Origin of the sequence: Streptomyces spongiicola (assembly GCF_003122365.1) — a bacterium.
In the GTDB taxonomy this organism is placed as follows: Bacteria; Actinomycetota; Actinomycetes; order Streptomycetales; family Streptomycetaceae; genus Streptomyces; species Streptomyces spongiicola.
In genome coordinates this window covers 3,730,790-3,752,055 of sequence record NZ_CP029254.1, presented here as the reverse complement: position 1 = coordinate 3,752,055, position 21,266 = coordinate 3,730,790, and the positions used below count along the sequence as shown (strand labels likewise).

Genomic DNA, 21,266 nt, shown 5'->3' with positions numbered 1-21,266 from the left:
ACCCGAGGGCCCGCGGCCGCACGCCTCACACCGGGACGTGCACCGCCTCGACCCGGCTCGCCACCAGCCGCTCCCGCTCCAGCCGGACCGTGCGCGCCCGCAGCCGCAGGATCTGGGTCACGCCAAGCGCCTGAAGGGCGAGGACGGACGAGAACGCGACGCCGTAGTCGTCGCCGGTCGCGTCCAGCAGTACGCCCACCGCCAGCAGTGTGGTCATGGAGGCCACGAAACCGCCCATGTTGACGATGCCGGACGCGGTCCCCTGGCGTTCCGGCGGGTTGGCCGGCCGGGCGAAGTCGAAACCGATCATCGAGGCGGGGCCGCACGCCCCGAGGACCGCGCACAGGGTGATCAGCAGCCACAGGGGAGCGCGGCCGCCCGGGTGGGCGAGGGTGGCCGCCCACACCGCCGCCGTCGCCGCGGCCGTGCCGAGGGCGAGTGGTGCCCGCGCGGCATGGTGCCGGGCGATGACCTGGCCGTAGACCAGTCCCACCACCATGTTGGAGACGACCACGAGGGTGAGCAGCCAGCCGGCGGTCTCCCGGGAGAGCCGCTGGGCCTCGACGAGGAACGGAAGCCCCCACAGCAGCAGGAACACCATCGCGGGGAACTGGGTGGTGAAGTGCACCCACATCCCGAGCCGGGTCCCGGGCTCCCGCCAGGAGAGGGCGAGCTGCCGGCGGACGAAGGCCGCGCCGGTGCGGACGGCGGACGGCGGCTCCGCACCCTCGGGATGGTCCCTGAGGAAGAGGACGAGCAGGACGAGGACGATCGCTCCGGCCGCGGCGCTGCCCGCGAACGTGGCGGTCCAGCCGAGGCCTTCCAGCATCCGGGAGACCACCAGGGTGGAGACCAGGTTGCCCGCCATCCCGAACAGCGCCGCGACCTGGGCGACGAACGGTCCGCGGCGGGCCGGGAACCAGCGGGAGCCGAGCCGCAGCACGCTGATGAAGGTCATCGCGTCGCCGCAGCCGAGGAGCGCCCGCGCGGCGAGGGCGGTCCCGTAGGAGGGGGAGAAGGCGAAGGCGAGCTGCCCCGCCGTGAACAGGACGACGCCGAGGGTCAGCACCTTCCTGGTGCCGAGCCGGTCGACCATGAGACCGACGGGTATCTGCATGCCCGCGTAGACCAGCAGCTGGAGTATGGAGAAGGCGGAGAGGGCGGAGGCGTTGACGTCGAAGCGGTCGGCCGCGTCGAGCCCGGCGACTCCCAGCGAGGTACGGAAGATGACGGCGACGAAGTAGACGGCGACGCCGATGCCCCAGACGAGGGCGGCCCGGCGTCCACCCGGGGGGTCACCGGGCAGTGCGGCGCAGTCCCGGCTCATCCCTGCTCCCCCCGGACCAGCACCCTGACCCGGCCCAGGTGCCGGCGTACACAGGCCGCGGCCCGCTCGGCGTCACCGGCCCTGATGGCGTCCAGCAGCTCGGCGTGCTCGGCGATGTTCTTGGCGACGCGGTCGGGGTGGGAGTGCATGACGGCGACCCCCATCCTCAACTGGCGGTCGCGCAGCTGGTCGTAGAGGCGGGACAGGATCTCGTTGCCGGCGTGGCGGACGATCTCCGCGTGGAAGCGGCGGTCTGTGGCGGCGACCTCGGCGAGGTCGCCGGACTCGGCACACTTCCTGTGCTCGTCGAGCAGTTCCGCCAGGCGCCGGATCAGCCGGGGCGGGGCGGGGACGGCCCGGCGGACGGCGAACTCCTCGACCAGCAACCTGGTTTCGACGACATCCGCGATCTCCTGCGCGGAGACGGCGAGGACGAGCGCGCCCTTCTTCGGGTAGAGCCTGAGGAGTCCCTCCATCTCCAGCTTGAGGAGCGCCTCGCGGACCGGGGTGCGGGACACCCCTACGGCGTCGGCGAGTTCGCCCTCGGTGAGCAGGGTGCCGCCCTCGTATCGGCGGTCGAGGACGGCCTGCTTGACATGGGCGTAGACGCGTTCGGCGGCAGGGGGCTGTCGCACGGGGGCGGCGGGCATGCGCACAGCATAGATACAACAGGTGTGCAACGGCGGCGTCGTCCAGCATGCAGGACGGCGCGGAGGCGTGGCCGGGTGGCCGGGTGGCGGCGTGGCCGGGTGGCCGGGTGGCGGGGTGGCTTGAGCCGGGACTCCGGAGGCGGTGCAGGCCGGACCGGGTCGGGTCGTACGGTGCAGGCCGGGTCGTGCGGTACAGGCCGGACCGGGTCGGGTCAACCGCGGCCCGGAAAGGCCGGACGCGGACCGGGAAGGAGCCGGAAGGCGGACCGGGATGGGGGCGGGAAGAGCCGGACCCGCACCGAGGGTGCGCCGAGAAGCGCGCCACACCGGTACATCCATTCACGCCCCTCGGGCGTCTTGTATCGGGATCCTTGTTTCCCGAGGGCCCGATCGACTCTGAGAGCCCCACGCATTCCTCGCATACGCGACCATCGGAGTGTTTCCTTTGAAAACCAGCCACAAGGGCGTGCGCCGCGCCGCCACCGTCGCTCTCGCGGGTGGCGTGCTGCTGACGGTCTCGCCCCTGGCCGCCCCCGCCCAAGCGGCGACGCCGACCCCGTCCATCACGGCCAAGGGCGGCTTCCTCCTGGACCAGGCGGACGGCAAGGCCGTCTACGGCAAGGCCACCGGCACCCGCCGTCAGATGGCCAGCACGACCAAGCTCGTGACGGCCATAACGGTCCTCACCATCAAGGGAGTGGACCTCAACAAGAAGGTCACGGTCAAGGCGGAGTACCGGAACTACGTCGCCCGCGAGGGCGCCAGCACCGCGGACCTGCGCACCGGCGACAAACTGACTGTCCGCCAGTTGCTCTCCGGGCTGATGCTGCCGTCCGGCTGCGACGCCGCGTACGCCCTGGCCGACACGTACGGCACGGGCACGACGACCGCCGCCCGCACCAGCTCCTTCATCGGCAAGATGAACGCGAAGGCCAAGCAACTGGGCCTGGTCAACACCAAGTTCGACTCGTTCGACGGCATCTCGCGCACCGGGAACAACTACACGACCCCGTCGGACCTGGCGAAGCTGGCCCGGCACGCGATGAGCAGCTCCGTCTTCCGCGAGGTCGTCAAGCCGACGTCCTACAAGGCCGCGGCCACGACGAGCACGGGCGGCACCCGCACCTACACGTGGTACAACACCAACAAGCTGCTCGGCTCCTACAGCGGCGCGATCGGCGTGAAGACCGGTACCGGTACGGCGGCGGGGCCCTGCCTCGTCTTCGCCGCGACCCGCAACGGCAAGACCTACACCGGTGTGGTGCTGGCCTCGTCCACCGGCGACAACCGGTTCAAGGACGCGGCGAAGCTGCTCGACTTCGGCTTCGCCTCCAGCAGCGCCCGCACGATGGAGCTGCGTTCGCTCCCGGCCGGCACCCAGCGGGACTGATCGAACCCGTCGCGGATCGGCGCACCCACCGATCGGCGCAGGAGGTCCCGGGACGCGGCGGCGTCCCGGGACCTTCTTTCGTACCGACTAGCGCGCCCGTCCGCCCGTCCGCCCGCCCGTGCCCGGCCGCGTGTTTGTGCGGCGATACGGTGGTACGCCGGTGCGGTGGTACGGCCGTACGGCGTTGCGTGCCGAACCGGAGCGTCAGGCCCAGGTGATGAGCCTCCTCGGCTGCTCCAGCACGGCGGCGACGTCCGCCAGGACCTTCGAGCCCAGTTCCCCGTCGACCAGCCGGTGGTCGAAGGAGAGCGCCAGCGTGGTGACCTGGCGGGGCTTGACCTTGCCCTTGTGGACCCACGGCTGGAGCTTGATCGCGCCGACCGCGAGGATCGCCGACTCGCCGGGGTTGAGGATCGGCGTGCCGGTGTCGACCCCGAAGACGCCCACATTGGTGATCGTCACCGTGCCGCCCTGCATCGCGGCCGGGGTCGTCCTCCCCTCACGGGCGGTGGACACCAGCTCGCCGAGGGCCTCGGCGAGCTGCGGCAGGGTCTTGTCGTGCGCGTCCTTGATGTTCGGCACGATCAGACCGCGCGGGGTGGCGGCGGCGATGCCCAGGTTGACGTAGTGCTTGAGCACGATCTCCTGGTTGGCCTCGTCCCAGGCGGCGTTGACCTCCGGGTTGCGCCTGATCGCGACCAGCAGCGCCCTGGCGACGAGCAGCAGGGGGTTCACCCGCAGCCCGGCCATGTCCTTGTCGGCCTTCAGCTCCTCGACCAGCTTCATCGTGCGCGTGACGTCGACCGTGACGAACTCGGTGACGTGCGGCGCGGTGAAGGCCGAGCCGACCATCGCCTGGGCGGTGGCCTTGCGGACGCCCTTCACCGGGACGCGGGTCTCGCGGGCACCGGCCACCGCCGGCCCGGAGGGCGCCGCCGCGGCCTCCGCCGCCACCTGCTCGGGCGCCGCCCCCTGCCCGGCTGCCGCGACGGGCGCGGGCGCCTGGGCCGGCGCCGCGGCCGCCCGGACGTCGTCGCGGGTGATGATCCCGTCGGGGCCGCTGGGCACGACCGTGGCGAGGTCCACCCCGAGGTCCCTGGCCAGCTTGCGGACCGGGGGCTTGGCCAGCGGGCGGGACGCGGCGGACGCCGCGGTCCCGTGGCCGTTCAGCTCGGCCTGCACGGCCGCCGCGGCCTCGGTCCGCGCGGCCGACCGGGCCTGCCCGGATGCCGCAGTGCCCTTGCGCGGGCGGCGCTTGGTGGAGGACTCGGCGACGCCGTAGCCGACCAGGACGGGCTGGCGGCCGGCGGGCTTCTCCTCCGCCCCGGTACCCAACCCGGTCCCCACTCCGGTCTCCGCCCCGGTCTCCGGTTCGGCGGCCGCGACCGCGGACCCGGTGGCCGCCGGCGGTGCCGACCGCTCGGCCGGGCCGGAGCCCGGCGCCACGTCCACGGTGATGATCGCGGTGCCGACGTCCACGGTGGTGCCCTCGTCGAAACGGAGCTCGTGCACCACTCCGTCGTAGGGGATGGGCAGTTCCACCGCGGCCTTGGCGGTCTCGACCTCGCACACGACCTGGCCGTCGGTGACGGTGTCGCCGGGCCGGACGTACCACTTGAGGATCTCGGCCTCGGTGAGCCCCTCGCCCACGTCGGGCATCCTGAACTCGCGGAAGCGCGTGGAAGCGTCAGTCATCGTCGTCACGACCCTCTCCTCAGTACGCCAGCGAGCGGTCGACGGCGTCGAGCACCCGGTCCAGTCCCGGAAGGTACTCCTCCTCCAGCCGGGCCGGCGGGTAGGGGGCGTGGAATCCGCCGACCCGCAGGACCGGCGCCTCCAGGTGGTAGAAGCACCGCTCGGTGATACGGGCGGCGATCTCCGCGCCCGAGCCGTAGAACACCGGGGCCTCGTGGACGACGACCAGCCGGCCGGTCCTCTCCACCGACCGCTGCACGGCGTCGAAGTCGATCGGGGACATCGAGCGCAGGTCCAGGACCTCGACCGACTTGCCCTCCTCCTCGGCGGCGGCCGCGGCCTCCAGGCAGACCTTCACCATCGGGCCGTAGGCGGCGAGGGTGATGTCCGTGCCGGGGCGGGCGACCCGGGCGGTGTGCAGCGGGTCCGGGATGGACTCGGTGTCGACCTCGGCCTTGTCCCAGTAGCGCCGCTTGGGCTCGAAGAAGATCACCGGGTCGTCGCTCTGGATGGCCTGCTGCAGCATCCAGTAGCCGTCGGCGGCGTTGGACGGCGAGACGACCTTGAGGCCGGCCACATGGGCGAACAGCGCCTCGGGCGACTCGGAGTGGTGCTCGACCGCGCCGATCCCGCCGCCGTAGGGGATGCGGACGACCACCGGCAGCTTGACCTTGCCGAGCGCGCGGGCGTGCATCTTGGCGAGCTGGGTGACGATCTGGTCGTACGCGGGGAAGACGAAACCGTCGAACTGGATCTCGACGACGGGGCGGTAGCCGCGCAGCGCCAGTCCGATCGCGGTGCCGACGATGCCGGACTCGGCGAGCGGGGTGTCGATGACCCGCTCCTCGCCGAAGTCCTTCTGGAGCCCGTCGGTGATACGGAAGACCCCGCCGAGCTTGCCGACGTCCTCGCCCATCACGAGGACCTTGGGGTCCGTGTCGAGAGCCTTGCGCAGCGACTCGTTGAGCGCCTTGGCGAGCGACATCTTCTCTACGGCCATGGCTACTTGCCCTCCTCGGCACCCGCGGCGGAGCCGCTGTCCGGCTCCGTGCTGAACGACGCCTGGTACGCGGCGAACTGCGCGCGCTCCTCGTCGACGAGCGCGTGCCCGTCGGCGTAGACGTGCTCGAACATCGCCATGTCGTCCGGGTCGGGCATGGCGCGCACCGCCTCGCGGACGCGCTTGGCGAGCGTGTCGCTCTCCGCCTCCAGCCCGGTGAAGAAGGCCTCGTCGGCGTGGCCCTGGTCGGCCAGGTACTTCCGCAGCCTCAGGATCGGGTCCTTGGCCTCCCAGGCCGCCCGCTCGTCGTCGTGGCGGTAGCGGGTCGGGTCGTCCGAGGTGGTGTGGGCGCCCATGCGGTAGGTGAACGCCTCGACCAGCGTGGGGCCCTCCCCGCGGCGGGCGCGCTCCAGCGCCGACCGGGTCACGGCCAGGCAGGCGAGCACGTCGTTGCCGTCGACGCGGACACCGGGGAAGCCGTAGCCCTGGGCTCGCTGGTAGAGCGGTACCCGGGTCTGGCGCTCGGTGGGCTCGGAGATCGCCCACTGGTTGTTCTGGCAGAAGAACACGACCGGGGCGTTGTAGACCGCGGAGAAGGTGAACGACTCCGCCACGTCGCCCTGACTGGAGGCGCCGTCGCCGAAGTACGCGATCACCGCGGAGTCCGCGCCGTCCTTGGCGACCCCCATCGCGTACCCGGTGGCGTGCAGCGTCTGCGAGCCGATGACGATCGTATACAGATGGAAGTTGTTGCTGCCGGGGTCCCACCCTCCGTGGTTCACGCCGCGGAACATTCCCAGCAGGTTCGTCGGGTCGACTCCGCGGCACCAGGCGACCCCGTGCTCGCGGTAGGTCGGGAAGACGTAGTCGTCGTCGCGCAGTGCGCGTCCGGAGCCGATCTGGGCGGCCTCCTGGCCGAGCAGCGAGGCCCACAGGCCCAGCTCGCCCTGGCGCTGGAGGGCGGTGGCCTCGGCGTCGAAACGACGGGTGAGAACCATGTCCCGGTAGAGCCCGCGAAGCTCCTCGGGGCCGAGGTCGGCGACATGGCGGTCGTAGTCCGGGTTGGCCACCCGCTCGCCCTCGGGCGTCAGCAGCTGTACGAGCTGGGGCTCGGAACTCGTTGGCTTCTTCGCGGCGCTGACGCGCTTACTGCTGCGGCGCGGTTTGCGCGCGGCAGTGTTCTCCACGGTCACGTGCGTGCTCCTCCGTCTGTCCGGCCCCCGGGGTCCGCCGGGGTCCAGTGCGGCTCGCCTGTCTCCCTACGGTGCACGGGGTGGGTGCGGCTCGGCCGGGGACAGGCGTGACAGGTGCCCCGGCGAGCGCCTGCCAAAGGCACGTTACCCAGTGGGGAGCATTCCTGCGAAACCCCATTTGACCTGCGATTTTGCTTGGATTTCCAAGTAAATCGAGAAACACGGGAACAACCACTGGTCACAGCCTTGCGACTGCCGGAACACCGGCACGTTATCCCGGTCACCCCGGCATGGGAAGAGTCAGTATGTGAGACTTGGGCCGTGCATGAAAAGGGAAAAATCACCGTATTCCTGGTGGACGGCCATGAGGTCGTCCGTCGCGGCGTGTACGAGCTGCTGTCCGCCGAGGACGGCATCGAGGTCGTCGGCGAGGCCGACACGGCGACAGAAGCCCTGGTCAGGATCCCTGCGCTGCGCCCCGATGTGGTGATCCTCGAAGTACGTCTTCCCGACGGAAGCGGGGTCGCGGTCTGCCGGGAGATCCGTTCGCGGAACGAGGACACCTCGTGCCTGATGCTCACCTCCCACGCGGACGACGAGGCGCTGTTCGACGCGATCACGGCCGGGGCCTCCGGCTACGTTCTGAAGACGATCCGCGGCGCCGAGCTGCTCGCGGCGGTGCGCGATGTGGCTGCGGGCAGGTCGCTGCTCGACCCCGCCGCCACCGCGCGCGTCCTTCAGCGGCTGCGCGACGGGAACGCCCCGAGGACCGACGACAGGCTGGCGAGCCTCACCGAGCAGGAACGCAGGATTCTGGACCTGATCGGCGAGGGGCTCACCAACCGGGCCATCGGCGAGCGGCTGCACCTGGCGGAGAAGACCATCAAGAACTACGTCTCCGGCCTGCTGTCGAAGCTGGGCATGGAACGGCGCTCCCAGGCCGCCGCCTACGTGGCGCGGCTCCACGCCGAGCGGCACTGAGCGGAGCCGTACCGGGGCAGGCCGCATCGACGCAAACCGCACCGAGGCAACCCGTGGCGGAACAAATCGCACCGAGGCGCCCCGAACCGGGACAGGACACACCTCGACGAACAGCACCGGCGCAGCCCGGGACATCAACCACCAGGACGGACCTCACCGGACCTCACCGGATCCGGCCGCACCGGACTGGGACAGACAGGGCGAGACAGGGCGAGACCGTCCAGAACCGGGACAGGCGGGGCGAGGCCGGGCGGCACCGGGCCGCACCGGACCCCAGCGGACCCCACCGGAGCCCCACCGGACCCCACCGGACCCCACCGGACCCCACCGGACCCCACCGGACCCCACCGGACCCCACCGGACCCCACCGGACCCCACCGGACCCCAGCGGACCCCACCGAGGCACCGGGACGTCCGCGGGCGGCGCCCCCAGGCCACCTGGACGGAGTCCGCCCCGGGGCCCTCACGGCCGCCCTCGCCCGGACTCCACCCGGTTGGGCCCGAGCCGTACGGGGTGGGCGGCGCGGGTGGCCGGCCGTACGGGCCGTGCCGGGACCCGGGTGGAGCCGCGTGACACCTCGGCAGGGACGGACCCCACCCCGCGCTGCGCCGCCCACGCCCTTCGGTCCGGTCCGGTCCGAACACGCATCGCAGCCCGCTTCGCCCTGGTTCGCACCCGGCCCCTCCCGGGCAGCGACATCGGCGACACGCTGAGTGATCTAACATCTGACGGGTGCCGCGCTCATCTGCTCTTGCCCCACCCCCTGCCCCACCCCCTCTCACCGCGCTACTGCGCCGGTACGAGGACGCCGGCGAACCTCTCTCCTGCGAGCCCGTCACCCAGGGCCTGCTGAACCGCGGCTACCGGATCGCCACCACACGCGGTGCCTACTTCCTCAAACAGCACGTGGACGAGCCGACCGCCGACCGCGCGACCATCGCCCGCCAGCACCGCGCCGTACGCCGCCTCCAGTCCATCGGAGTGCCCGTCGCCCCACCCGTGGCCGACCGGTCCGGCGACACGGTGGCCGTGATCGGCGGCCACTGCTACGCCCTGCATCCCTGGGTGGACGGAAGGCATCGCCGGGGCGCCCAGCTCACCACGGTCGAGTCCCGCCGGCTGGGCGCGCTGCTCGGTCTGGTCCATACCGGCCTGGAGCGGGTCATGCACGCAGACGCGGGCGCGTCCATGGCCGCGCCCATGAACGCAGCCGTGAACGCAACCGTGAACGCAGCCGTGAGCCCCGAGACATACGAAGTCATGGGCGCGGGCACGGCGGGCGCGGCGGGCACCGTCACGGGCACCGACGGGTACCCGGGGGCACTGCGCCCGCACGAGAGCGCGGACCCCGGGGAGACCTTCGCCCTGATCGACACGCTGCTGGTGCTGGCTCGCGCCCACCGTCCGCGGGACAGCTTCGACGCGCTCGCCGAGTACCGGCTGCTGGAGCGCCGGGCGCTGCTGGAGGGCCATGCCCACCGCCGGCCGCCGCCGGCCGCCGCCGGCGGCTGGGTGCACGGGGACTTCCACCCGCTCAACCTCCTCTACCGGGGCGACCACACGGGCGCGGAGCCGGCCGCGATCGTCGACTGGGACCGGCTGGGCGTCCAGCCGCGGGCCGAGGAGGCCGTACGGGCCGCGGCCATCTTCTTCGTACGGCCGTCCGGCCGGCTGGAACTGGGGAAGGTGCGGGCCTATGCGCGCGCCTACCGGCGTGCGGCCGGGGCGGACCGGGCGGAACTCGCCGCCGCCGTGCACCGGGTGTGGTGGGAGCGGCTCAACGACTTCTGGATACTGCGTTGGCGCTACCAGTTGCACGACCGAAGGGCCGACCCGCAATTCCCCGCGGTGTCGGCCCTGGCGGTGTGGTGGACTCGGGAGTACGAGGCGGTGTGCGACGCCTTCGCCGGATGACGGCGCGGGCCGGCCCCCGGGCGGGGGACCTACCCGGGGGTCAACTGCCCGGGAGCCGGCCGCCCGCTCCCGGCAGGGCGCCCGCGCCCCGGTGGTCGGCCGCCCGCGCCGGGCGGGAACGCCCCCCGCCCGGGGGTCAACTGCCCGTGTCCCCGGCGGTGGTGCCGGCGTCCGCACCCGCGTCCGTGCCGGTCGTCGTGCCGGCGTCCGTGCCGGCGGAGGTGCCGGTCGACGTGCCGGTGGAAGTACCGGTGGACGTGCCCTCGCTGGTGTTGCCCTCCGTCGTCCCCTCGCTGGTGTTGCCCTCCGTCGTCCCCTCGCTGGTGTTGCCCTCCGTGGCCCCCTCGGTGGCGCCCTCGGTGGTCGAGGGGGTGCCGCTCGGGGCGTCACTCGGGGTCTGCGGCGCGGACGGCCACCTGTCCCGCTGGGAGGGACGCTCGCTCGGCGGCCAGTTGCCCTGGTGGCCGTTGGTGTTCTGCTCCGGCTCCTCTTCCTCCTCCGGCTCCTCCGAGGAGGGGGTCGTCGAAGGGCCGGACGTGGTCGGGGATTCGGAGACCTTCTGGTCGTCCCTGGGCGTCGTGCCGGGGCTGCCCGCCCGGTCCAGCGCGAAGGCCACACCCGCCACGACCGCGATCACGGCGAGCGCGACGAACAGCCACACCTTGCCCCGTCCGCCCCCGCCGCCGGGTCCGGCGCCGTAGGCTCCGTCCTCCGGATTGCGCGGCGGGAGGAGCGGGCCCTGCGAGGTCTCCCCGTGGTGCGGGTGCCCCATCACCGCCGTAGCGCCCATGCCCTGCGCCGGGGTGTGGCCCGCCTCGTGCATCACGACCGGGCCCGTGTTCCAGGCACCCGTGTGGCTGCCCTGCTGCTGGAGCATCTGCAGCCCGTACTGCAACAGCGCCCGCATCTCCTCGGCGCTCTGGAACCGGTCGTCGGGGTCCTTGGCGAGCGCGCGCATCGCCAGGCCGTCCAGCTCCGGCGGCGCCACGTCCGAGACCTCGGAGGGCGGCACCGGCATGTCCTGGACGTGCTGGTAGACGACGGACAACGGTGTCTCACCGGTGAACGGCGGTCGCAGCGCGAGCAGTTCGTACAGCAGGCAGCCCGTGGCGTACAGGTCGGAGCGGTGGTCGACGGCCTTGCCGAGCGCCTGCTCGGGCGAGAGGTACTGCGGGGTGCCCATGACCATGCCGGTCTGGGTCATCGTCGTCGAAGCGCCGTGCAGGGCGCGGGCGATGCCGAAGTCCATCACCTTGACCGCGCCGCTCTTGGTGATGATGACGTTCGCCGGCTTGATGTCGCGGTGGACGATGCCGTGCTGGTGTGAATAGGCGAGGGCCTCCAGGACACCGGAGACGATGATGAGCGCCTGCTCGGGCGGCGGCGCCTCGGCGTTGATCAGCAGATCGCGGATGGTGCTGCCCTCGACCAGCTCCATCACGATGTACGGCACGGGCTGGCCGTCCACCACGTCCTCGCCGGAGTCGTACACGGCGACGATGGCATGGTGGTTGAGGCCCGCGACGGACTGCGCCTCGCGTGTGAAACGCGCCTTGGACACCGGGTCCTCGGCCAGGTCTGCCCGGAGCAGCTTCACCGCGACGGTGCGGCCGAGCCGGACGTCCTCCGCCGCGAACACCTCGGCCATGCCGCCCCGTCCCAGACGGTGGGTCATTCGGTAGCGGCCGTCGCCGACGAGCTTGCCCTCACCCCAGGAGTCCGCAGCATCCGACACTCCGCCGCCAGGTGGTTCGGATTCGGGTGCCATCAGTCCTCGCCGTCGTGTCTTGCCGCGCCGCGCGCTGCGAGCGGCGTCTGCCGGTGGTTCGACACGCCACGCTACAGGCTTCCGGTGACCCGCCGGTCCGAGATGGACCGGCCATCAAACCCGTTGCCCCCGCACGGGAGCAAATCGTGTCCGGTTCGTGTAACGCTCGCGAGTCGCTTCTTGTGCGTACGGTCACGGAAAGGGCGTCCGGCTTGACGTGTCACCGCCCTCGGGCAGACTTGCCCCGTAGTCGGGATCACCGCGGCCACCGCTCGGCGGTGTTCGCGCCTTGGGGGGAAACACAGTCATGAGCCAGGACGGCGCACGGGGCGGCCGCTACGCGGGCGGTTCGGTCGGGGGCGGCCGGTACCGGTTTCGCGATCTGCTCGGCGAGGGCGGGATGGCGTCGGTGCACCTGGCGTACGACACCGCGCTGGACCGCCAGGTGGCCGTGAAGACCCTGCACACCGAACTCGGCCGGGAGCAGTCCTTCCGCGAGCGTTTCCGGCGCGAGGCGCAGGCCGTGGCCAAGCTGTCCCACCCGAACATCGTGTCCGTCTTCGACACGGGGGAGGACGCGGTGGCGTTCGACGGCTCCCCCGCGGGGGACGGCATGCCGATGCCGTACATCGTCATGGAGTACGTGGAGGGCATGCCGCTGGGTGCCGTGCTCCACGAGGACGTCCGGCAGTTCGGCGCGATGCCCGCCGAGAAGGCTCTGAAGGTGGCCGCGGACGTGCTGGCGGCGCTGGAGACCAGCCACGAGATGGGACTGGTCCACCGGGACATCAAACCGGGCAACGTGATGATGACGAAGCGCGGCGTCGTGAAGGTGATGGACTTCGGCATCGCCCGTGCCATGCAGTCGGGCGTCGCGTCGATGACGCAGACCGGCATGGTCGTCGGCACCCCTCAGTACCTGTCCCCCGAGCAGGCCCTGGGGCGCGGCGTCGACGCCCGCTCCGACCTGTACTCGGTCGGCGTGATGCTCTTCCAGCTGCTGACGGGCAGGCTGCCGTTCGACGCGGAATCACCGCTGGCGATCGTGTACGCCCATGTGCAGGAGGAACCGGCCGCCCCGTCCTCCGTCAACCGCTCGGTGACACCGGCGATGGACGCCCTCGTCGCCCGGGCGATGAGGAAGAACCCCAACGAGCGCTTCCCCACCGCCGCCGCCATGCGGGACGAGTGCCTGCGGGTCGCGAGCGCGGGCGGCGCGCACCCACCGGTGATCGTGCACGGCACGCCGACGACGAACAGCGGCTCGGGGGTCGGGTCCGCGGTGTTCCCGCCGGTCGACCGGTCGGCCCAGGGCCCGCCCCCCGGTCCGCACCATGTCCGCCATGTCCAGCAGCCGTACCAGCCGGGCCCGTACGGCCCACCGGCCCCGGCACCCGGTCCCGGTCCTGGTCCTGGTCCTGGCCACGGTCCCGGTCCCGGCTACGGCTACCCGCACCAGGCCCCGGCCCAGGCCTACCGGAGCCCGGCCACCGTGCCGCCCGCGTACCACCACTCCGCCCGGCGGGCCGGAGCCCCCGCACCGTCCCGCCAGGGCGGGCGGATCATGCCGGTGGTCATCGGCTCGATCCTGGTGGCGCTCCTCGCGATCGGCGGACTGAACGCAGCGCTCAACCTGATCGGCGGCGACGACGGAGACGGAGACGCCGGCCCGTCGGTGACGGAGGCGGCCGAGGCCTGGGGCCACAGGCCGCCCGAGCGCGACCGCACGATGGACGCGGAGGAGTGCTCGGACGCGGAGGAGGACACCGAAGATCCGGGGAAGGTCCAGGCCCCCAGCTTCGTGCAGAAGGACCTGATCTCGGTGAAGTCGTGCCTCCAGGCCGCCGGCTGGAAGATCAAGGAGACCCGGGTCGACCATCCGCAGTACGCGGAGGACCAGGTCATCGAGCAGTCCCCCGCGGAGGGCACGGCCGTGCTCCTGGGCGACCAGACATTCGAGATCATGGTCGCGAGCGGGTACCCGGAGCCGTAGGCACCGCCCGGGTGCTTCGCAGCGCCGCTCCGCGACCTCAGCCCCGGCGGTGAGTCCCGGCTCTGCTTGCGCTCATGCCGCGCCGCTCCTCAATCATCGCCCCCGCTTCGCCCGGGATGCCGGAACTCCTCCGCCATGTGACGCTGAGTCCGCAACCTCGGCAACCTCCGCAACCTCCGCAACGTCTGCAAGCTCTGCAACGTCTGCAAGCTCTGCGACTTCGAGATCTCGGCAACCTCGCCCGGCAGTCTCGACGGCGTGCGCTGCCCGGGTTCCGTCCACTGGCACCGGCAACCTCGACGACCTCGGCGACCCGGCTCGGGAGGGGGTCACCCGTGACTCCGAAGCTCCGCACACACTGCGCGACGACCCTCGCGGCACTGGTGCTCGCCCTGCCGGTGACCGTGTACGCCTACGCCGAGGGCTCCCCGGCCCGCGCCGGGGCGTCGCGCGGGGAGGACGGCGGGGAGCGGGGGCCGCGCGCCACCGGCGGAGGAGACGACCGGTCCGACGGACCACGGCGGGACGACAGCGCCGGGCCGGCCGCAGCACATCGGTACGGCGCCGTGGGCGATGCAGGCACCCGATCCGGCAGCCCCGGGCGCCGCGAGGGCGCGCGCTACGGTGACGGAGCCGCCATGGGCGACCGGTCCGGCCGCCACCCGGGCGGCGGGGTGCACGGGCGCTCCCGAGGGCAGGCCGCAGACCCTGCCGCGGCGGGTCCGGGTCCGGGTCCGCCGGCACCCGGCCACGGCAGCCCTGCGCACGGCGCACCGGCGGCGCCGCGGACCACCGGCGGCGCCGCGGCGGGACCGGGCCCCGCAAGGCAAGGCGACCGCCCTGCGGCGGCTGCCCGACGTCCCGGCGAGCCCCACACTCCCCCGCTGCGGCAGTCCGCCGAACGGCCCACCCCGTCGCCCTCCCCGTCGCCCTCCCCATCGCTCAGCGCCTCGCTCGCCGGACGCCAGGCCGGTCAGGGCCGGCTGCGCCCCGGCCGGACCGCAGACCCCTCGGTCGGTTCACCGGCATCACCCGATCGGCCCGGTGACGGCCGCGAGGTCCACGACGGCGGCCGCTACGAGGTCCGCGACGGCGGGCACGACGGCAGGCGCGACGAGGTCCGCGACCACGACCGCGAGCCCGACGGGAGCGCGGCACCGCGCGACGGCGAGGAGGGTGGGTTCCGGCCCCTGCCCGACGCCCCGGCCACACCGCGGTCCGCCTCCGCCGACGCGCCCTCACCCGCAGCCGCGGGCGAGTCGGACCCGTATCCCGTGCCCCGGCCGCTCGAACGCCAGGCCCCGTCGCTCACGCTGGGCGCCGGTTGTGCCCTCATGGGGCTGGGGCTCGGCTACATAGGGCTGCGGCTGCGCCGGCGCTGAGCCCGGGCGCACGGGGACCCTGCACCGCGGCCATCGACCCGGCTGGTTCAGGCGGCATGCGTCGGCTCGGCCGCGGGAGTCCCGCCCGCGATCGGCCCGCGGCCCGCGGCCCACCGAACACCGTCGGCAGCTCGGGTGGCACGAGCAGACCCTGGACTCCGGCTGGTGGGGCACGCAGGTGACTCCGCCGGTGGCCGCGACCACCGTTCGCCGGGGACCCTGGCCGCCCTGCTGGGTACGGTGCCGCTCGGCGCGGCGGTACAGGCAGTACGGGCAGTACGGGCGGTACGGGCAGTACGGGCAGCACGGGCAGCACAAGCGGTACGGGCGGCACCGGTCGCCCGGTCCCGGGGAACGGTGACCCGCCGCGAGGCGGTCCGAGGACCCTGGGGACGGGCCGGACCGAATCGTGTCCGCGCACCAGGGTGGATCAACTCGGTGCGGGGGCACACCGTGGGGTGAACCGTATGTGCGAGAGAATGGACGGCATGGAGATGCCGAGGAGTGAACGGTCGCAGGAGAGTCCCCCGGTCCTGATCGTGGGACAGAACGGGATGGCGCTTGGCGGCGGTGAAGGTGACGGCGAGGCTCGCGAAATCCCGGTGACGGAGATGGTCGAACAGCCTGCGAAGGTCATGCGGATCGGCAGCATGATCAAGCAGCTGCTGGAGGAGGTGCGGGCGGCACCTCTGGACGAGGCGAGCCGGGTCAGGCTGAAGGAGATCCACGCGAGTTCGGTGAAGGAACTCGAAGAAGGGCTGGCGCCGGAGCTGGTCGCGGAGCTGGAGCGGCTGTCGCTTCCGTTCACCGACGAGGTCGTGCCGTCGGAGGCCGAGCTGCGGATCGCCCAGGCCCAGCTGGTCGGCTGGCTCGAGGGGCTGTTCCACGGCATCCAGACGGCGCTGTTCGCCCAGCAGATGGCGGCCCGCGCCCAGCTGGAGCAGATGCGCCGCGCCCTTCCGCCGGGCGCCCCCACCGATGACGAGTCCGTGCACGGCGGCCCTGCCCGCTCGGGCCCCTACCTCTGAGTTTCCCACGGCCCGGGTCTTCCCCGGGGCGCGGTCCCGCCTCCCGGCGAGGATGAGTTCCGCCGACCCGGGCCCGCCGACCGCCGCGCTGCTCCGCTGGTCCGCTGGTCCGCCGATCGCCGACTCGGCGGAGCAGCGGCTTGGCGGCCGGCGGACCGACGAGGCAGCGAATCATCCGGGCGGCGAATCATCGGGGCACGGTGCTGCGAAGAGACCGGCCCGGGTGCGGGCCCTGCGCGAGCCCCGGGACCGGGCCGGCCCGGCATCGCGGGGCACAACCGGACAGGAGCCCGGAGCAACTGCTCGCCAGGGTCCGCGCCCGGCCCGCCTCGGAGGTCCGGGCCAGGGGTCCGGGCCTGGAGTCCGGGCCAGGGGTCCGGTCGGCCCCCGCTCAGCGATCGGCAGGCGCCACCAGCAGTACCTTGCCCACATGGGCGCCGGACTCGAGGGTCCGATGGGCCTCCGCCGCCTCCGGCATCGGCAGTACACGGTCCACCACGGGCTTCACCGTGCCCGCCTCGACGAGCGGCCAGACATGCTCCCGCACCGCGGCGACGATCGCCGTCTTCTCCTGCAGCGGCCGTCCGCGCAGCGACGTCGCGGTCACCGCGCCCCGCTTGCCGAGCAGCATCCCGAGGTTCAGCTCGCCCTTCACGCCGCCCTGCAGTCCGATCACGGCCAGCCGTCCGTTGGCGGCAAGCGCACGAACGTTCCTCTCCAGGTACTTGGCACCGATGATGTCGAGAATGACGTCGGCCCCCGCCCCGTCCGTCGCCTTGCGCAGCTCTTCGACGAAGTCCTGCTCGCGGTAGTCGATCAGGACGTCGGCTCCCAGCTCGGCGCAGCGCGCCAGTTTCTGGGGTCCTCCTGCGGTGACGGCGACGCGTGCGCCCACGGCCTTGGCCAGTTGGATGGCCATCGTGCCGATCCCGCTGGCGCCGCCGTGCACCAGCAGCGTCTCGGCGGGCCGCAGACGGGCCACCATGAACACGTTGGACCAGACGGTGCACGTGACCTCGGGCAGGGCCGCCGCCGTGACCGGGTCGAGGCCTCTGGGTACCGGCAGCAGCTGGCCGGCCGGCACGGCCACCTTCTCCGCGTATCCGCCGCCCGACAGCAGCGCGCACACCTCGTCGCCCTCCCTCCATCCGGACACCCCCGGGCCGACGGACAGGATCCGGCCCGAGCACTCGAGCCCCGGGTAGGGGGACGCACCGGGTGGGGGGTCGTAGAAGCCCTGCCGCTGGAGGATGTCGGCGCGATTGACCGCGCTCGCGGCAACCTCGACGAGAACCTCTCCCTGGCCGGGTTCGGGGTCGGGCACCTCGGCCCAGACCAGCGCCTCGGGACCACCGGGTTCGGGAATCGTGATCGCATGCATGGCCGCGAGGCTACTCCGGCTTGTTGACACCGCTGCCCCGCACCGCTCCCGGGGGTGTGTTCACCGCCCGCACGATGGTGATGAGCCGGTCCGTGAGCTGGAGGGGGCTGGCCTGGGGGTCGTCGTAACCGAGTAGCCGGTGCCCGCGCAGCACGCTTACCACCAGGTCCTCCGTCTCCCTGACGCTCTTGCCGACCTCGCTCTTTATCACCGGGCGCTCGACGATATCGAGTCCGGTGCCCTGCTGGATCAGGTCCTCCAGCACCGTGCCCGCGTACGGGCTGAGCACCGAGAGTCCGAGGAGCCGGCCCGCCGCGCTGGCGCTGGTGATCACGGCGTCGGCGCCCGACTGGCGCAGCAGCGGGGCGTTCTCCTCCTCCCGGACCGCTGCCACGATCTTCGCGCCCCGGTTGAGCTGCCGTGCGGTGAGCGCGACCAGGACCGCCGTGTCGTCGCGCTGGGTGGCGATGATGATCTGCCGTGCCCGCTGGACCTCGGCGCGGAGCAGTACGTCGCTGCGCGTCGCGTCGCCGATGACACCGGCGAATCCGTCCGCGTTCGCCGCCTCGACCACCTTCGAGCTCGGGTCGACGATGACGACCTGCGACTTCTGCAGGCCCGTCGCACACAGGGTCAGCAGCGCGGAGCGCCCCTTGGTGCCGAAGCCGATGACGACAGTGTGGTCACGCAAGGTGGACCTCCAACGGTTCAGCCGCCACTCCTCCCGGGTCCTCTCGGTGAGGACCTCGAGAGTGGTACCGACCAGAATGATCAGGAAGAGCACGCGCAGCGGCGTCACCAGCAGCACATTGACCAGGCGGGCGGTGTCGCTGTGCGGAACGATGTCGCCGTAGCCCGTGGTCGAGAGCGTCACCGTGGAGTAGTAGACGGCGTCGAGGAAGTCGACCTTCTGGTCGGCGTTGTCGTAGTAGCCGCCGCGGTCGAGCCAGACGATGAGGACCGTCAGCACAAGGACGCCCAGGGCGAGCAGCAGCCGCTTGGTGACCTGCCGCAGTGGTCTTTCGACGGTCTGCTTGGGCAGGTGCACCCGCGAGGCGGCGATCTGCTCGTCCGCTTGCCGGGCCATGGCGTCATGGCCGGGAAGTTTCACGTGAAACACCCTTCGGAACTCGGCGGCCAGGGCAGGTCGAGGATCTCCAGCTCGTCGCCGGGCCGCCCTCCCCCGGGAGGCACGACGGCGAGGCCGTGCGCGGCGGCGATGCCCCGCAGCATGGCCGGACCGCTGTAGTGCAACGGCACGACCTGGTCGCCGCGGTGGACCACCGGCACCAGCCGGGTGTCCTGCGGATGACCATGGACCTCGTCCCTCAGGGACGCGCGGTACGGCGCCGGCGTTGCCTGCCCGGACCGCTGCCTCAGCAGGGGTTCCGCGAGGGTGAGCAGCCCGGAGACGGCAGCGAGCGGATTGCCGGGAAGTCCCACCAGATGCCCGCCCCCGGCCAGCCCGGCCATCAGCATCGGATGCCCGGGCCGTACGGCGACTCCGTCGACCAGCAGCTCGGCGCCCACCTTGTCGAGCATGGGGTGGACATGGTCGACCGGTCCCGCGGCCGTACCGCCCGTGGTGATCACGAGGTCGGCATCCGATTCGGTGACGGCCCGCCGCAGTGCGTCGGCGTCGTCGCCGAACCTGCGGGTACCGGTCACTTCGGCTCCGAGGGCCCGCAGCCAGGGACCGATCATCGGCCCGAGGGCATCACGGATCAGCCCGTCATGGGGCAGCCCCTCGGTGAGCAGTTCGTCGCCGAGAACGAGTACCTCCACCTTCGGACGGACCACCGTGAGCAGTTCGTCGCAGCCGGCGGCGGCGGCGAGACCGAGCGCGGCGGGGGTCACCAGCGTCCCGGCGGGCAGCAGTTGATCGCCGGAACGGCATTCCTGGCCACGCGGCCTGATGTCCTGACCGTGCATCACCCGGCCCAGCGCGTGCACCCGGCCGGTGCGGTCGGCCCTGGCGCGCTCGCTGCGGATCACCGCGGTGGCACCGGGCGGAATCCGGGCGCCGGTCGCGATCCGTACGGCAGTGCCGTCCACGAGGGTCTCCGCCCCGCCGTGCCCGGCGAGGATGCCGCTCCCAGCGGACGCCACCGTCCACGGCCCGGGGCCCGCGACCGCCCAGCCGTCCATGGCGGAGGTGTCGAACGACGGCAGGTCGACGAGCGCGATGAGCGGAGTGGCGAGCACCCGGCCGAGGGAGGCGGGAAGGGGGTCGCGGCGGGTGCGCAGTACACCGGCGCGTCCGGCGCGCGACGCCAGGGCGCGGGCCTCCTCCCATGGCATGCCGTGGTGCCGTCCGGCCGGAGTGCCCTGGCCGGGTGCGGGGGCGCCGTGGTTCCGGTGCGAGGACCCCGGCCGCGTCCCCACCAGCGCCAGGGCGTCCTCGACGCCGTCGTCGCCGTCCGCCACCGGGGTGCGGGTGCGGTCGGCTGACCTGCCGTGGGGCACGGGATCCGCCGCCGGCTCCTCCGTGGCGCCCTGCCCCGGGGCGGCAGCGCCGAGATCGTGGTCCTGCGCGGTCATCGGCTGCCGGCCTCGTCACTCCGGGCCGGACCGTGCCGGCCGGCCTCGCGGTCACCCGACGCGCCGCCCGCTGCCTCGGCAGCCTCAGCAGCCTCAGCAGCCCCGGCGGCCCCGGCAGCCTCAGCAGCCCCGGCGGCCCCGGCGGCCCCGGCGGCCCCGGCAGCCTCGGCAGCCTCGGCAGCCCAGCGTTCCGCGAGGGCCGCCGCCCTGCCGGCGGCCTCGGCGACCGCCTGGGCGTCCCCGCCCGCCCTGGCCGCCGCGTAGCCGACGAGGAAGGTGGTCAGCGGAGCGGCAGGCCGGGCGACGCCGTGGGCGGCGTCCCGGGCGAGGTCGAGCAGCAGACCCGTGTCCACCTCGAGGTCGATGCCGAGTTCGTCCTTCACCGAGGCAATCCATTCATCCAGCACATTCCCATGCTCCCTGATCCTGGCCCGGGCCGTGACAACGGCCTCCCAGGTGTCGCAGTCGAACGCGGCGAGCGGTTCGGCGGCCACCCGGTCGAGGTCGAGCTCGCCGGTCAGCAGCCGCAGCGGCAGCCCGGAGAGACCGCCGTGCTCGGCTGCGACCAGTGCCAGTCCGTGCCGGAGCGGCTCCGCGCGGTACGCCGCGACGAGCGGCTGGTCCCGTCCGTCGGAATCGACGAGGAGCACACCCTCCCGCCCGCCGGAGTCCAGGGCTGTGAGCAGCCGTCGTACGGCCGTGCCGTCAAGGAAGGGGAGATCCGCGGAGAGCACGACGACGGTGGACGCGCGGGACTGGCGGAGCCCCGCGTGGAGCGCGGCGAGCGGCCCGCCGCCCGGCGGGATCTCACACGTCCAGGTCACCGGCCGCGCGGTGCGGCGGCGCCCGCCGACCACGATCGTGCGGTGGGCGCCCCGGCTCGCCGTCAGGACGCGGTCGAGCAGTGTTCGGCCCCCGACGGTCACCCCTGGCTTGTCCGCCCCGCCAAGGCGCCTGGCGCCACCTCCGGCGAGCACGATGACGTCGTATTCCGTTTCGGCATCGGCAGTCACCCCAGAAGT

General features: G+C 72.8%; 16 protein-coding genes. 6 read left to right on the top strand and 10 right to left on the bottom strand.

Features of this window, described 5'->3' with window-relative positions:
* Window positions 1-25: 25 nt before the first annotated feature.
* On the bottom strand, window positions 26-1,327 hold the full coding sequence (locus DDQ41_RS16460) for an MFS transporter (RefSeq protein WP_109295172.1): 1,302 nt from the start codon (window positions 1,325-1,327) through the stop codon (window positions 26-28).
* Entirely contained in the window at window positions 1,324-1,977 is a 654-nt protein-coding gene (locus tag DDQ41_RS16455; RefSeq protein ID WP_174720292.1) for a GntR family transcriptional regulator, read from the bottom strand. Before DDQ41_RS16455 ends, DDQ41_RS16460 begins: the two co-directional genes overlap by 4 nt.
* A 466-nt stretch (window positions 1,978-2,443) precedes the next feature.
* Here DDQ41_RS16455 and DDQ41_RS16450 point away from each other — a divergent pair, with 466 nt between their 5' ends.
* Window positions 2,444-3,367, top strand: coding sequence for a D-alanyl-D-alanine carboxypeptidase family protein (locus DDQ41_RS16450; protein ID WP_109295170.1), 924 nt, complete (start codon window positions 2,444-2,446; stop codon window positions 3,365-3,367).
* A gap of 204 nt (window positions 3,368-3,571) precedes the next feature.
* Here the strand turns inward: DDQ41_RS16450 and DDQ41_RS16445 are convergent, their stop codons facing one another.
* Genes DDQ41_RS16445 through pdhA form a run of 3 tightly spaced genes read right to left on the bottom strand, consistent with a single transcriptional unit; the run spans window position 3,572 to window position 7,255 of the window.
* Window positions 3,572-5,071: a dihydrolipoamide acetyltransferase family protein gene (locus tag DDQ41_RS16445; RefSeq protein WP_109295169.1), complete on the bottom strand. Its 1,500-nt coding sequence runs from the start codon at window positions 5,069-5,071 to the stop codon at window positions 3,572-3,574.
* Window positions 5,072-5,081: 10 nt separating this feature from the next.
* Window positions 5,082-6,062, bottom strand: a complete 981-nt coding sequence (locus tag DDQ41_RS16440; protein WP_109295168.1) for an alpha-ketoacid dehydrogenase subunit beta — start codon at window positions 6,060-6,062, stop codon at window positions 5,082-5,084.
* A 2-nt stretch (window positions 6,063-6,064) separates the two neighbouring features.
* Window positions 6,065-7,255, bottom strand: a complete 1,191-nt coding sequence (gene pdhA, locus DDQ41_RS16435) for a pyruvate dehydrogenase (acetyl-transferring) E1 component subunit alpha (protein ID WP_109295167.1) — start codon at window positions 7,253-7,255, stop codon at window positions 6,065-6,067.
* Between the two features lie 321 nt (window positions 7,256-7,576).
* Between pdhA and DDQ41_RS16430 the strand changes: the two genes are divergently transcribed.
* Window positions 7,577-8,236: a response regulator gene (locus DDQ41_RS16430; protein WP_109295166.1), complete on the top strand. Its 660-nt coding sequence runs from the start codon at window positions 7,577-7,579 to the stop codon at window positions 8,234-8,236.
* Window positions 8,237-8,969: 733 nt separating this feature from the next.
* Window positions 8,970-10,151, top strand: coding sequence for a phosphotransferase (locus DDQ41_RS16425; protein WP_109295165.1), 1,182 nt, complete (start codon window positions 8,970-8,972; stop codon window positions 10,149-10,151).
* 136 nt (window positions 10,152-10,287) lie between these two features.
* On the opposite strand, the gene DDQ41_RS16420 is transcribed toward DDQ41_RS16425, so the two are convergent.
* The gene (locus DDQ41_RS16420; RefSeq protein WP_167450262.1) at window positions 10,288-11,919 is read right to left on the bottom strand and encodes a protein kinase domain-containing protein; all 1,632 of its coding nucleotides are present in this window, start codon (window positions 11,917-11,919) and stop codon (window positions 10,288-10,290) included.
* A 307-nt stretch (window positions 11,920-12,226) separates the two neighbouring features.
* Between DDQ41_RS16420 and DDQ41_RS16415 the strand changes: the two genes are divergently transcribed.
* The 3 genes from DDQ41_RS16415 to DDQ41_RS16405 all read left to right on the top strand — a co-directional run bounded on the left by DDQ41_RS16415 (window position 12,227) and on the right by DDQ41_RS16405 (window position 16,322).
* On the top strand, window positions 12,227-13,912 hold the full coding sequence (locus tag DDQ41_RS16415; protein WP_109295164.1) for a protein kinase domain-containing protein: 1,686 nt from the start codon (window positions 12,227-12,229) through the stop codon (window positions 13,910-13,912).
* 335 nt (window positions 13,913-14,247) lie between these two features.
* Complete coding sequence (locus DDQ41_RS16410; protein WP_109295163.1) at window positions 14,248-15,294, top strand: hypothetical protein; 1,047 nt, start codon at window positions 14,248-14,250, stop codon at window positions 15,292-15,294.
* Between the two features lie 488 nt (window positions 15,295-15,782).
* Window positions 15,783-16,322, top strand: coding sequence for a bacterial proteasome activator family protein (locus DDQ41_RS16405; protein WP_109297766.1), 540 nt, complete (start codon window positions 15,783-15,785; stop codon window positions 16,320-16,322).
* Between the two features lie 391 nt (window positions 16,323-16,713).
* On the opposite strand, the gene DDQ41_RS16400 is transcribed toward DDQ41_RS16405, so the two are convergent.
* From DDQ41_RS16400 to DDQ41_RS16385, 4 genes are read right to left on the bottom strand one after another with little or no spacing between them, the layout of a single operon-like run.
* Window positions 16,714-17,703 carry an NAD(P)H-quinone oxidoreductase gene (locus tag DDQ41_RS16400; RefSeq protein WP_109295162.1) on the bottom strand — a complete coding sequence of 330 codons (990 nt, stop codon included), beginning with the start codon at window positions 17,701-17,703 and terminating at the stop codon, window positions 16,714-16,716.
* A gap of 10 nt (window positions 17,704-17,713) precedes the next feature.
* A complete protein-coding gene (locus DDQ41_RS16395; protein ID WP_109295161.1) occupies window positions 17,714-18,790 on the bottom strand; it encodes a potassium channel family protein in 1,077 nt (358 codons plus the stop codon).
* A 20-nt stretch (window positions 18,791-18,810) separates the two neighbouring features.
* Window positions 18,811-20,244, bottom strand: coding sequence for a molybdopterin molybdotransferase MoeA (locus tag DDQ41_RS16390; RefSeq protein WP_109295160.1), 1,434 nt, complete (start codon window positions 20,242-20,244; stop codon window positions 18,811-18,813).
* Window positions 20,241-21,257 carry a molybdenum cofactor guanylyltransferase gene (locus tag DDQ41_RS16385; protein WP_262508479.1) on the bottom strand — a complete coding sequence of 339 codons (1,017 nt, stop codon included), beginning with the start codon at window positions 21,255-21,257 and terminating at the stop codon, window positions 20,241-20,243. Before DDQ41_RS16385 ends, DDQ41_RS16390 begins: the two co-directional genes overlap by 4 nt.
* Window positions 21,258-21,266: the final 9 nt, after the last annotated feature.

Excerpts from the sequence above, each read along its gene's own strand:
- DDQ41_RS16400 (WP_109295162.1), bottom strand. The coding sequence starts at position 17,703 with ATGCATGCGATCACGATTCCCGAACCCGGTGGTCCCGAGGCGCTGGTC.
- DDQ41_RS16405 (WP_109297766.1), top strand. The coding sequence starts at position 15,783 with ATGGAGATGCCGAGGAGTGAACGGTCGCAGGAGAGTCCCCCGGTCCTG.
- DDQ41_RS16415 (WP_109295164.1), top strand. The coding sequence starts at position 12,227 with ATGAGCCAGGACGGCGCACGGGGCGGCCGCTACGCGGGCGGTTCGGTC.
- DDQ41_RS16440 (WP_109295168.1), bottom strand. The coding sequence starts at position 6,062 with ATGGCCGTAGAGAAGATGTCGCTCGCCAAGGCGCTCAACGAGTCGCTG.
- DDQ41_RS16390 (WP_109295160.1), bottom strand. The coding sequence starts at position 20,244 with ATGACCGCGCAGGACCACGATCTCGGCGCTGCCGCCCCGGGGCAGGGC.
- DDQ41_RS16395 (WP_109295161.1), bottom strand. The coding sequence starts at position 18,790 with ATGGCCCGGCAAGCGGACGAGCAGATCGCCGCCTCGCGGGTGCACCTG.
- DDQ41_RS16420 (WP_167450262.1), bottom strand. The coding sequence starts at position 11,919 with ATGGCACCCGAATCCGAACCACCTGGCGGCGGAGTGTCGGATGCTGCG.
- DDQ41_RS16455 (WP_174720292.1), bottom strand. The coding sequence starts at position 1,977 with ATGCCCGCCGCCCCCGTGCGACAGCCCCCTGCCGCCGAACGCGTCTAC.
- DDQ41_RS16460 (WP_109295172.1), bottom strand. The coding sequence starts at position 1,327 with ATGAGCCGGGACTGCGCCGCACTGCCCGGTGACCCCCCGGGTGGACGC.